11 protein-coding genes and 4 tRNA genes are annotated in these 12,367 nt (G+C 46.7%); 2 read left to right on the top strand and 13 right to left on the bottom strand.

Annotation, left to right across the window (positions count from 1 at the left end; genetic code table 11):
- Positions 1 to 41: 41 nt before the first annotated feature.
- The 7 genes from AC121Z_RS10195 to AC121Z_RS10165 all read right to left on the bottom strand — a co-directional run bounded on the left by AC121Z_RS10195 (position 42) and on the right by AC121Z_RS10165 (position 7,755).
- Positions 42 to 1,307, bottom strand: coding sequence for a Xaa-Pro dipeptidase (locus AC121Z_RS10195; RefSeq protein ID WP_498123926.1), 1,266 nt, complete (start codon positions 1,305 to 1,307; stop codon positions 42 to 44).
- 69 nt (positions 1,308 to 1,376) lie between these two features.
- A complete protein-coding gene (gene lnt, locus AC121Z_RS10190; RefSeq protein WP_498123925.1) occupies positions 1,377 to 2,849 on the bottom strand; it encodes an apolipoprotein N-acyltransferase in 1,473 nt (490 codons plus the stop codon).
- A gap of 39 nt (positions 2,850 to 2,888) precedes the next feature.
- A complete protein-coding gene (corC, locus tag AC121Z_RS10185; RefSeq protein ID WP_498123924.1) occupies positions 2,889 to 3,770 on the bottom strand; it encodes a CNNM family magnesium/cobalt transport protein CorC in 882 nt (293 codons plus the stop codon).
- A gap of 44 nt (positions 3,771 to 3,814) precedes the next feature.
- Positions 3,815 to 4,270, bottom strand: a complete 456-nt coding sequence (gene ybeY / locus AC121Z_RS10180; protein ID WP_498123923.1) for an rRNA maturation RNase YbeY — start codon at positions 4,268 to 4,270, stop codon at positions 3,815 to 3,817.
- On the bottom strand, positions 4,267 to 5,271 hold the full coding sequence (locus AC121Z_RS10175) for a PhoH family protein (protein WP_498123922.1): 1,005 nt from the start codon (positions 5,269 to 5,271) through the stop codon (positions 4,267 to 4,269). The genes ybeY and AC121Z_RS10175 overlap by 4 nt, the downstream gene beginning before the upstream one ends.
- A 12-nt stretch (positions 5,272 to 5,283) precedes the next feature.
- Positions 5,284 to 6,717, bottom strand: coding sequence for a tRNA (N6-isopentenyl adenosine(37)-C2)-methylthiotransferase MiaB (gene miaB, locus AC121Z_RS10170; RefSeq protein ID WP_498123921.1), 1,434 nt, complete (start codon positions 6,715 to 6,717; stop codon positions 5,284 to 5,286).
- Positions 6,718 to 6,861: 144 nt separating this feature from the next.
- On the bottom strand, positions 6,862 to 7,755 hold the full coding sequence (locus AC121Z_RS10165; RefSeq protein WP_498123920.1) for a DMT family transporter: 894 nt from the start codon (positions 7,753 to 7,755) through the stop codon (positions 6,862 to 6,864).
- Between the two features lie 89 nt (positions 7,756 to 7,844).
- Between AC121Z_RS10165 and AC121Z_RS10160 the strand changes: the two genes are divergently transcribed.
- Complete coding sequence (locus tag AC121Z_RS10160) at positions 7,845 to 9,002, top strand: FAD-dependent oxidoreductase (protein ID WP_498123919.1); 1,158 nt, start codon at positions 7,845 to 7,847, stop codon at positions 9,000 to 9,002.
- Positions 9,003 to 9,179 carry a hypothetical protein gene (locus AC121Z_RS10155; RefSeq protein ID WP_498123918.1) on the top strand — a complete coding sequence of 59 codons (177 nt, stop codon included), beginning with the start codon at positions 9,003 to 9,005 and terminating at the stop codon, positions 9,177 to 9,179.
- A gap of 42 nt (positions 9,180 to 9,221) precedes the next feature.
- Here the strand turns inward: AC121Z_RS10155 and AC121Z_RS10150 are convergent, their stop codons facing one another.
- The 6 genes from AC121Z_RS10150 to AC121Z_RS10125 form a co-directional block, all read right to left on the bottom strand.
- Positions 9,222 to 10,631, bottom strand: coding sequence for an alanine/glycine:cation symporter family protein (locus tag AC121Z_RS10150; RefSeq protein WP_498123917.1), 1,410 nt, complete (start codon positions 10,629 to 10,631; stop codon positions 9,222 to 9,224).
- Between the two features lie 212 nt (positions 10,632 to 10,843).
- Positions 10,844 to 10,919, bottom strand: a tRNA-Gln gene (locus tag AC121Z_RS10145).
- A 40-nt stretch (positions 10,920 to 10,959) separates the two neighbouring features.
- Positions 10,960 to 11,035, bottom strand: a tRNA-Gln gene (locus AC121Z_RS10140).
- A gap of 4 nt (positions 11,036 to 11,039) precedes the next feature.
- Positions 11,040 to 11,124, bottom strand: a tRNA-Leu gene (locus AC121Z_RS10135).
- Positions 11,125 to 11,152: 28 nt separating this feature from the next.
- Positions 11,153 to 11,229, bottom strand: a tRNA-Met gene (locus AC121Z_RS10130).
- Between the two features lie 198 nt (positions 11,230 to 11,427).
- Complete coding sequence (locus AC121Z_RS10125; protein ID WP_498123916.1) at positions 11,428 to 12,225, bottom strand: substrate-binding periplasmic protein; 798 nt, start codon at positions 12,223 to 12,225, stop codon at positions 11,428 to 11,430.
- Positions 12,226 to 12,367 lie beyond the last annotated feature (142 nt).

Below are 12,367 nucleotides of genomic sequence, written 5' to 3'. Positions count from 1 at the left end.
ATCAACCTTAATTTATATTTATATACATAAATTGTTGTGCATTATTGGCCTTTGACCACTGCGCCTTCTTTCATTACGAATTGCACATTCTCCAGCAAGGTAATGTCACTTAATGGATTACCTGCAACCGCAATGATATCGGCATGCTTACCGACTGAAATACTGCCTAAGCTGTCCTGTTGCTTCAGCAGTGTGGCAGCATTGATAGTCGCGGCTTGAATCGCCTGGATTGGAGTCATGCCGTAATCCACCATGCGTTTGAACTGCTTGCCATTATCGCCATGTGGATATACGCCTGCGTCAGAACCAAAGACCATGTTCACACCAGCGTTAACCGCTTTTTGAAAGTTGTCGCGTTGGCGCTTTCCGACAATTCGCTCTTTCGCCAAACTTTCTTCGAGGATCCCTGCCTTTGCACCTTCACCGAGAATATACTCAGTGACGTAGATATCCATGGAGAAATAGGTCCCATGTTTTTTCGCCAGTGCGATGCCCTCGTCATCTAATAAACTGACGTGTTCAACTGAGTCCACACCGGCTTTTATGGCTGTCTTGATACCGTCTGTTCCGTGGGCATGCGTGGCAACCGTTAACCCGCGCATGTGAGCTTCTTCAACTAAGGCTTGCATTTCGGCCAAGCTGTATTGTTGCACACCTACCTTGGTGCCTTTTGATAACACGCCGCCAGTAGCACAAAATTTAATAACGGTGGCCCCATATTTGATGTTCTCTCTGACTTTTTCGCGCACCGCCCAAGGACCATCGGCAACACCTTGTCCTTTAACCGCATATTCTGCAGGTAATAAATTGTTATCGCAGTGACCACCCGTCACGCCGATCGATGGGCCCGCCACAAACATGCGTGGTCCAAGGATATCGCCATCTTGAATGGCATCACGCAGTGCAATGTCGGCATAACCTGGTGCGCCGACGTTACGCACGGTCGTGAATCCAGCCAGCAGCGTTTTCTCTGCGTGTTTTACACCTGTTATGGTGGCGCGCGGCGTAGAAACAGCTAAGCGCTTATAACCATGCAACGCAGCGTCGCTGGTTAAATGCACGTGCATGTCCATTAGTCCCGGCACTAACGTATGTTCGGCAAGATCAACAACAGTGACATCCGTGGGTACAGGATCCTTCTTGTGGTTTCCCACCGCGACGATCTTCCCTTCTCTGACAATAACCAGCGGGTTTTTAACGATTTCGCCGTTTATGACATCGACTAAAGCGGCAGCTTTAATCGCCGTGTTCGCGATTGCTGAGTGGCAAAAGATAAGCGTAACAATGAGTGCGATGAAGTATTGCATGTTGACCTTTATTGCAAATTGCTTGAATAAGGTCAGCAGTATAGCAGTCGACCGATGATCAACAATGGATTAACTGGTACGACGATCCAGCCACATGGCGGTGGCGGCAAAGAGCAGAAAAATCAGCCAAGCAGTGGCATCACCAAAGTAGCGATACGGTGTAGTACCTGTGACTAGGCGCACAGAATGTTGAGTCGCAGCTCGCTCAAACTGGGGGATACTGGCTTCGATTTCACCACGATGATTAATGTAACCACTGATCCCATTGTTCGTCGAACGGATCACTGGCAGGCCCAGCTCTTTGGCGCGAACTTGGGCAATTTGCATGTGCTGAGCGGGCCCGTGTGAACGGCCAAACCAAGCATCATTACTGACGGTTAAGATAACATCTGTTGCTGCGTATAGATTCGCGCGAACTTGCCGAGGGAATGCAATTTCAAAACAAATCGCTGGCGCAATGTGGTAACCGTTAGCCACTAGATTGCGCTGTTGAAAGTCGCCACGATTAAAACTCGACATGGGTAAATCAAAAATAGGCGCTAACGCCCGCAGAACGGATTCAAAGGGAACAAACTCGCCAATCGGCAGTAGGTGATGCTTGGCAAAACGATTACTATGATTGTAGCGATAATGACCAATACTATCTTGCGGGTTCTTTTTACCGAGTACGATCAGGTTGTTAAAGACTTTCTCGGTTTCGAAATTGTAATTAACAATGCCGGTTATCAATGCAGAATTATGTGCTGCAGTGATTTGATCGATCTCCTGGATGTAATCTTGTGCCAAGTACTCCAGTTTAGGGATTGCGGCTTCTGGCCATACAATCAAGTCATTGCCTAACAAGGGCAAGGTTTGTTCGGCGTAAGTGCGCATGGTTGGCGCGTCTTGTTCAGGCACCCAGCGTAATTCTTGCTTAATGTTGCCCTGTACCATGGCCGACTGAATGGTTTGGCCTGACAGCGGTGTCCAGTTGATACGATCGAGCAGATAACCACTGCTAAATGGAATTGCAAGCATTAGCACAATGGCAAGCCAGCGCTTGCGCAACAGCAACTGTGCGCTACCGGCACAGATAAGAACGAGTAGGGCACTGACACCCGTTTCACCAAGAATCGGCAACCAACCCGCTAGCGGTGAATGTAATTGACTATAACCCAAAGATAGCCAAGGGAAACCGGTTAACATCCAGCTGCGCAGCCATTCAGTGAATAACCAAGCCAGCGGTAATACCAGAGACCAGCGTTGTTGGGTGCTAAGTATCGTGGTGATTTTCAGCGCCAAGGCAGGGTAGATAGCCAGATAGGCACACAAAATGACCATAAGGCCCACTGAACCCAGCAGGGGAAGTCCGCCAAAGTCAGCGATACTGACATGCACCCAACTGATACCAGCACCAAACCAACCAAAACTAAACCAGCCAATTAACCAGACTTTATTGTAGCGTTGTTGCGCGAAAATAAAGGTTAGGGCTACTGTCAGTGCAAGGGGTGTCACCCACCAATAGTTGAAGGGTGCGTAAGCTAATGTTAGCAACGCACCCAAAATAGTTACACACAGATAGGCGAACAGCTTGTGCAGGGTTTACTCTTCCGTATTGACTGTCGTATCACCTTCTTCAGGTAACACGACTTTAAGTTGTTGGAGCCGGCGCTTGTCGGACTGAGTGACTTTGAAGAGTAACTTGCCCACCTTGATCTCTTCACCGGTTTCAGGCATATGACCAAACGCTTTAAGCACTATACCACCAATGGTATCGGCCTCTTCCTCATTAAACGAGGTCTCAAAGAAACGGTTAAATTCGTCTAGCGCGGTCAAGGCTTTCACAGAATAGGTGCTTTTGTTAAGCGGGCGAATGTCATCCGTACTATCTTCTTCAACATCAAATTCGTCTTCAATCTCGCCGACGATGAGTTCAAGAATATCTTCAATAGTGACCAGACCGGAAACGCCGCCATACTCGTCAACCACAATCGCCATATGATAGCGCTGTTGCCGGAATTCCTTGAGCAATACATCCACACGTTTGCTTTCTGGCACAATAACCGCAGGTCGCAATACATCACGCAGTGCAAACTCTTTACCAGGAATAAACGCATAGGCGAGCAAATCTTTGGCTAATAAAATCCCTTCAATATGGTCCTTATCTTCACTGATTACCGGAAAGCGCGAGTGCGCGGAATCTAGCATTAAGGGCAGAAATTCTTCTACGCTTTGATCGATATCGATGGTGATCATTTGTGCGCGTGGGATCATGATTTCTCTGACGCGCATGTCATGTACGCCGATCACGCCCTCGATCATTTCGCGAGTTTGTGGGTCGATAACCTCACGGGCTTCGGCTTCTGAGATAACTTCTCTTAAGTCTTCTTTGCTTTTCGGTTCTCCACCAAAAGGTTGCAGTATTTTATCAAACCAACCTTTCGAAGTAGAACCGCTGGTAGAGTGCGGGTTGTCGTCGCTCATGTTTAACGTACTTACTCAATTATGCCGTTGACGGCTGTTAATAGTTAATGATCTTGGTAGGGATCGTCAATCCCTAATTTTGCAAGTAAATGTGTTTCTAAGCTTTCCATCTCATTTGCTTGCGCTGGATCAATATGGTCAAAGCCGAGTAAATGCAAGACACCATGAATACACATATGCGCATAATGATGTTCTAGTGGTTTACTTTGTTCCTTGGCTTCTCGTTCAACCACTGCTGGGCAGATCACCAAATCGCCGTAAAAGTACATTTCAACTTCTGGAGGGCATTCGAAGGGAAATGACAGTACATTGGTGGGAGAATTTTTACCACGATACTGGTGGTTCAGCTGTTGCGATTCGTCTGGCTCAACCAAGCGAATGGTAATTTCTCCTTGGCTAATCTGATTGGCAACTAGGGCTACCGATGCCCACTGTTCAAACTTTTCAGTGGCTGGTATTGCAGCGTCACACGCGATTTGCAGATCGACAACGTTGGTCACGATTCAGTGTTCTTCAAACGGGCTTGCTCGGCATCATACTCTTCGTATGCACCGACAATTCGTGCTACTACAGGGTGACGTACAACGTCATTGGCATTAAAGAAATTAAACGATAATTCTTTTACGTCTTTTAAAACATCAATCGCATGGCGCAAGCCAGAGCGTGCATTGCGTGGTAGGTCAATCTGAGTGATGTCACCGGTAATGACGGCTTTACTGTTAAAGCCGATACGGGTAAGAAACATTTTCATTTGTTCTACCGTTGTATTTTGACTTTCATCCAAAATGATAAACGCGTCATTTAATGTACGACCGCGCATGTACGCCAGCGGTGCAACTTCGATGACGTTGCGCTCAATTAGTTTCTCAACTTTCTCAAAGCCCAGCATTTCAAACAGCGCGTCATATAACGGGCGTAAATAGGGATCGACTTTTTGCGACAAGTCGCCGGGTAAAAAGCCAAGTTTTTCACCCGCCTCTACAGCCGGACGAGTTAATAGAATCCGGCGGATCTCTTGGCGTTCCAGTGCGTCAACAGCGCAAGCGACAGCCAGATAGGTTTTACCCGTACCTGCAGGTCCAATGCCAAAAGTAATATCATGATTAACAATGTTCGCAACGTATTGAGATTGATTCGGATTACGCGGCTTGATCACCCCACGTTTGGTTTTTACATGCACTTCTTTGCCATACTCACCGGCTTCAGCACGTTCTAAGCATTTTACTTCCTGAATGGCGAGATGGACTTTTTCAGCTTCGAGCTCTGGGATACGACCTTTGACTGGTTGAGTTTCAATGTACAGCAACTTCAGCAATTCACCAGCACCGCCCGCCCGCATGGGCTCACCAATGACTTTGAATTGGTTATTGCGATAGGTGATCTCAACGCCTAAACGTCGTTCGATTTGCTTAATGTTATCATCAAAGGGCCCACACAGACTCGATAACCGTTTCTGATCTTCGGGCTCAAGGATAATTTCGTTACTGGTAATATTGCTCACGGTTCCTCGTATTTACGCTGGTTGATATTGACTTACGCCCAATGCATCAGGCGCAACAGTAGATTCTTTTTGCATGATACTTTGTGGACTTACCGCAACGCGCAGGCCCATATCTTGTTCACGGCGCACAACATCGCCCCGTAGTGAATTAGCAAACACGTCAGTGATCTTAATATCCACAAACTGACCAATCATGTCAGGTGTGCCTTCAAAATTAACGACACGGTTATTTTCTGTGCGCCCGGATAATTCCATTGGGTTCTTCTTCGAGGGACCTTCGACCAACACCCGCTGTTCTGTGTCGACCATATTACGCGCGATACGCAATGCTTGTTGATTGATGCGCTGTTGCAATAGGTATAAACGCTGCTTTTTGGTTTCTTCACTGACGTCATCAACAGCATCTGCTGCAGGAGTGCCTGGTCGAGCGCTATAGATAAAGCTGAAGCTAAGGTCATAATCTATGGCTTGGATTAGATCCATAGTGGCTTCAAAATCAGCATCAGTCTCACCTGGAAAGCCAATGATGAAGTCAGACGACATGCTTATATTCGGGCGGATCTTACGTAACTTGCGGATCTTTGATTTGTATTCAAGCGCCGTATGACCGCGTTTCATTAAGTTAAGGATCCGGTCTGAGCCGCTTTGTACCGGCAAATGCAGATGATCAACTAATTCTGGAATGGTCTCGTAGGCGGCAATAATATCATCGGTAAATTCGACCGGATGCGAAGTGGTATAACGAATACGATCAATGCCGTCGATGGATGCGACTAATTCCAGCAATTCGGCAAAACGGCAAATGCTCCCGTCGTGCTGCTCGCCGCGATAGCCATTGACGTTTTGACCCAACAGATTGACTTCGCGCACCCCTTGTTCAGCCAACTGGGCGACTTCCAGCAGTACGTCATCGACCGGACGACTGACTTCTTCACCGCGGGTATAAGGAACTACGCAAAACGTGCAGTACTTTGAACAGCCTTCCATGATTGATACAAACGCAGTAGGCCCCTCAGCTCGCGGTTCAGGTAAGCGATCAAACTTTTCAATTTCTGGGAAACTGACATCCACAACCGCCTTTTCACCCGCCTGAATTTGTTCGATCATTTCAGGTAAGCGGTGCAAGGTTTGTGGCCCAAACACGAGATCAACAAAAGGAGCACGCTGGCGAATTGCGTCGCCTTCTTGTGACGCTACACAGCCGCCAACACCAATAATCAATTCAGGTTTGGCTTGCTTTAAGGTTTTCCAGCGCCCCAATTGATGAAACACTTTCTCTTGAGCTTTCTCACGGATAGAACAGGTATTTAACAGAATGACATCAGCTTCTTCTGCTTCTAATGCTTCCGTGAATCCGTGGGTACTGTCGAGTAGATCGGCCATTTTCTCCGAATCGTACTCGTTCATCTGACAACCCCAGGTTTTAATAAACAGCTTTTTGCTCATACTCGTTAACGGCTCAAATAATTCGGTAATTGTTTGCTTTTACAAGGTTTTAATCGGTGTGTGGATGACCACCACCTAACCCCAGTAAAAAACTTCAAAATAGCCGCGTATTATACGCTGAAAAGGGGCTTCCTGCCAAGCAAATCACCAAAACCAGCGTTGCCGAATTGTCATGTTGGCTGCCCAAATGATAATCAACGATCCCAATAGTAGTGAGGGCGTAATCGGTTCTTGCCAAGCGAGTGCCCCAATGAGCGCGGCAAACAGTAAACTGGTATATGACAATAGTCCGATTTTTACGGGTGATGCCAGAGCAAATGCGCGAGTCATCAAGAGTTGACCAACAGCAGCAAGAACACCCATGGCGATTAAGCCTGGCAGTACTGAAAGAACAATGGGGTGCCAATAAATTAGCATTGGAATAAGCGATACTAGTGAGGCAATACCGGTAAAATAAAACACGATACGTAACGATGGCTCGCTAACGGTTAGCTTGCGGATAGTGCACTTAGTGGTGGCAACCAAGACGGCACATCCTAACGCGATTATTACGGCATAAATGGGGTAAGGCTGCATGGCATCCGGCTTGTTCAGCAAAATACATGCGGCGCCCACAAAACCGATGATTATAGCCATCCAGGTTTTAACTTGGATGGCTTCGCGTAGCCAAATGCGGGCAATTATGGGGACGATAAAGGGGGCCAATAATAACGTCATCATGGCCTGTGTTAAAGTTAAAATAGTTAGCACATAAAAGAACCCGTACATGGCAAGCATGCCGCATAACCCACGAAATACGTGTAAGCCTAAATGTTGGGTACGCAAGAGCTGTAACGGACGTCGCTTGGCATGTTTCAGCAGGATAGGTAATAACACAACTAATGCACTGGCGTTACGGAAAAATACCAACTGGGTTTGATTCATATCCGAGCTTAACACTTTGACCAAAGCGCCAACGAGTGCGAAACAGAATTCGGCACTGATCAGGCAAATTGCACCAATAAGGAGTGGGGAAAGTGCGGGCTTATTGATTGACATGAGGCGGTAGTATTGAAATCCTTTGGGGGCATAGGCAGGGCCGGTGTTTTACTTCATAATGATAAAGACTACAAGTGAATAGCGAGAAGATGTTGAATATAATTGTGGTTGGCGGGGGGATGATTGGTGCCGCAACAGCGCTTGGCTTGTTGCGTCAGGGACATCACGTTACCTTGATCGAGCAGCATATGCCAAAGCCCTTTGCGCCAGAGCAAGAGCCGGATATCCGCATGTCAGCGTTAAGCTTGCATTCTGCTGATTTGTTGGACCGTTTGGGCGCGTGGTCGGCGATCCGAGACATGCGCTATCAGCCCTATTCACGTTTAACTGTGTTTGAAGACGCCCATACTGAGGAAAGTAAGACGCATTTTGACGCCGCGAGTATTCAACAAGAATGGCTCGGGTATTTTGTCGAAAACCGAATTACTCAGTTAGGTTTGCATGCAGCATTGGCTGAGTTTGAAGCCAACTTAACCTGGGTAACCGATAGACAGATTAAAGAGATTGATGTCAAAACAGGCAGCGTGCTGCTGGATAATTCGATGCAAGTCCAAGGAGATTGGATAGTCGGTGCCGATGGCGGCAACTCAAAGGTACGAGAATTATCTGGGATAGGCCAAACGGGTTGGCAATATGGTCAGCAAGCCATGGGGCTCATTGTAAAAACACCGTTTACTGCAACCCATGAAACCTGGCAACAGTTTCGTCCGCAAGGACCGATCGCTTACTTACCCATGTTCGACTGTTACGCTGCATTAATTTGGTATGATCAGCCCGCTAAGCTCGCACAATTAATGGGTTTAAACGACGAGCAGCTATTACAGCAAGTGATAACGACATTTGGCGCTGGGTTCAAAGATTCATTGCTGTTGCATAAAGCTCGCTTTCCACTGACTCGGGCGCATGCCAATGAGTACGTCAAAGGGCACGTTATATTGATTGGCGATGCAGCGCACACCATCAACCCATTAGCCGGCCAAGGAGTGAATATTGGGTTTAAAGATGTTGAAGCACTGTTAAAGGTTTTTGCGACTTATGCAGAACCTACAGTAACCGCATTAGTTAATGAATATCAGCGCCCTCGGCAGCGTGCTAATGCGCTCATGATGACCACGATGGATGCGTTCTATTTGGGCTTTAGTAATCATAACCCAGTATTAAAGTTGGTGAGAAACGCAGCGCTTAGAGTCGCAGATAATGCGAGTGTATTAAAGCAACAAGTTTTAAAATATGCGGTAGGTTTATAAATGGAATTGTTAATTATTTTAGCAGTGTTATTCGCTGCGTTATTCATTATTGTGCCGTTGCTTGAACGCTCTAAAGTGCGGATCAGTGACGAAGAGACCAGTAAGATATCACGGTGGATATTTCCACTTATTATGATCTTACTGGTCGTGCAATTGTTTATGTTCGTATTCGACTGAATCGGCTACATTCTAAGTCTGCCAGCCTTTTTTTTGGGGCGCTTATTTGCGCCAAACATGATCTTCATTTTCGCCTTGGATAACACAATCACCTTCGGCATACTCGGGCAGCTCACCGCGGTCACGTTTACTGAAATAGTCCCGACTAATGGAGACTATAGTTGGCGTTAGCCACACGATTGCGATGATATTGATCACCGTCATTAGTCCCAGTGCCATATCCGCCATGGCCCAGACTTGCGGAAGCGCAGCCATCGAGCCCCACAAGATCATGAGCAAATAGCCGACAGTGTAAAATGCCCGCCCTAACTTATTGTCCAAACGGAACATATGCAAATTACTTTCGCCATAAGCATAATTGGCCACCACAGAGGTAAAGGCGAAGAGAGTAATTGCAGCAGCGACAAAATCTTCACCACCTTCACCCAAGTGTGAGGCCATCGCGGTTTGGGTTAAACGGATCCCCTCCATTTGCTCTCCTGCAGAGCCGCCAGCAAGCAGAATGATAAACGCCGTACACGTACACAAAATCAGCGTATCAATAAACACCCCTAGCATTTGCACATAGCCTTGGGAAACGGGGTGATTGGGGTAGGGCGTGGCACTGGCTGCAGCATGCGGCACACTGCCAGAGCCAGCTTCATTGGAGTAAAGCCCACGCTGGATCCCGTTTTTAACTGCCGCAGCAAAAGCGCCAGCAGCAGCCTCCGTTAGGCCAAAGGCACTCAACACAATGTCCTTGAGTACTGCGGGTAACAATTCTATATTCAGCGCAGTAATACTAAGTGCTACTAATACGTAACCAATCCCCATGAAAGGGACAATCCATTCAGCAAAGCGAGCAATCGCGCGCAATCCACCTATGACAATGAGTCCGGCGACGAGAATAATGACCAGCCCTGAGTGTAGCGTAGGAATGTCATAAGCATTATTTAACGCATCGGTGATGGTATTGGCTTGTACCGCGCTGAAAATAAAGCCATAACCCATAAATAAACAGAGTGAAAACAGGACGGCTAACCATTTTTGCTTAAGACCTTGCTGAATGTAATACGCAGGACCACCACGATATTCACCATTCGCATCTTTTACTTTGTAAAGCTGACCGAGTACGCTTTCAGCAAATCCGGTAGCCATACCTAAGATAGCAATCACCCACATCCAGAAAATCGCTCCAGGGCCACCCAGCGATATAGCTACTGCCACGCCCGCAAGGTTACCCGTGCCAACACGGGCACTGAGGCTGGTACACAACGCTTGAAATGAACTGATACCCGCTTTATCGCTGCGTGTACTGCCGCGCATTATCGAGAACATATGCACGAAATGACGAATTTGAATGGCACCTAATCGCCAGGTAAACCAAATACCACAGCCAAGTAACATATAGATAAGGACCTGGCCTTCGCCCCATAGAACGTTATTAATTCCGTCAACAATGGTGTTGATCACGCACACTTCCCATTTTCTTGATAATTAAGAATAAAGTCTGCCGCTGATTGCAAGGGAAGTCTAGAACCGATTGGCATATCAAGGAACTTATTATGCGGGCGACTAATTACCTGATCTCAAGGGCAGCCCGATTCTTGCGGAGATACGCTACATGAGAATTTATTGGAATCGGCAGGATACAAAAAAGCGCCGACGATGCGGCGCTTAATGTATGGCTGGGGTAGCTGGACTCGAACCAACGAATCGCGGGATCAAAACCCGCTGCCTTACCAACTTGGCTATACCCCAATTTGTGGTGTAACGCGACTCTTGCCACATTACTAAAAAGTGGCTGGGGTAGCTGGACTCGAACCAACGAATCGCGGGATCAAAACCCGCTGCCTTACCAACTTGGCTATACCCCAACAATGGTGCGGAAGGAGAGACTTGAACTCTCACGCCGTGAAGCACTGGAACCTAAATCCAGCGTGTCTACCAATTCCACCACTTCCGCATAGACAACCTTCTACCAAAGTAGAAAGTGGTGGCTACGGCGGGACTCGAACCTGCGACCCCATCATTATGAGTGATGTGCTCTAACCAGCTGAGCTACGTAGCCACGTGGAAACTCCGTTTCGGAGTGGCGCGTATTATGCTGATTAGGGTATTTACCGTCAACCCCTTTTTCACACTATATGCAACAGATATCACCGTTTGCACAATATCTAAGCAATTTGATCACTTCAAACGAATATTGGGCGGATTAAAAGGGTTGGAGAGAAACTAACTAACGCGCTAACGCAATGATAAAAATTCGTTATTTGCCCAGTTTAGTGATCCAATCGGTGTGGGAGTCATTGGCGTTGGGATATTGCTCAAATAATGTAATGATTTCTTGAGCAGACTTGTTTGCCATAAGGGTTTTATTAATTAGCGCTAAATGCTCAACGGCTCGCGTATTGGTGGCGAGCGTAATTACATGCACACTATCGGTCGCGTATAAAGGGCTCACTTGCCGCATACATTCATTATCTTTTGCCGTACTGAAGTGAATGCAATAGTAATCAATGATGCTAGTTCCAAAAAAGAGAAGATCAAGGCGTTTAGCTGCAAGCATGTCATAAAGTTGCGGGCGATCAATGGTTTCATAAATTTTCTCAAACCCGAGTGAACGTGCGAGGTCAGCTTGTACTGAATTGGCAGAAACGCCAACCATCATGGTTTTGGTGTCGATATCACTAAATTGCTTTATATCACTATTGGGGTCTGCAAATAAGGCCGAACCTTCAGTGATCAGCGGTAAAGAAAAATGCGCCCATTGTTCTCTTTCTGAAGTGCGCAGTGCCCCGAATACAAAATCGACCTTTTCATTTTGAAGCAATGAAATAGAAGCCCGCCATGACGAAGGGTATACTTCCAATGTAAATCCGGCTTGTTTGGCAGCGTGGGCAAACAGTTGCCAAGATAAGCCATAGGAACTGGATGCTTCAACATAGCGCTCATGATCTTCAAACACTGCAATAGAAAGAGTGTTTTCAGTAATTTCTTCTCCATCGCAGGCAATGCTGAAAACCAGCAGGATTGTTGACCAAAACGCTAATACCTTGCTGCTCATTGCTAAAAAATCCCTGAATTTAACATTGCAATTATGAAAAAATTTATAACGTCACCCACTACTAGGTTACGACTTTTTAAACAGAACAACAATTAATCGTTTAGGCAGACAGTGTGAATTACCCGTTTAACAGGTATAAAAA

The sequence above is a fragment of the Alteromonas sp. DYW1 genome, from assembly GCF_059752595.1.
The sequence above is the reverse complement of the archived record's forward strand: the minus strand, read 5'-3'. Positions and strand labels throughout refer to the sequence as shown.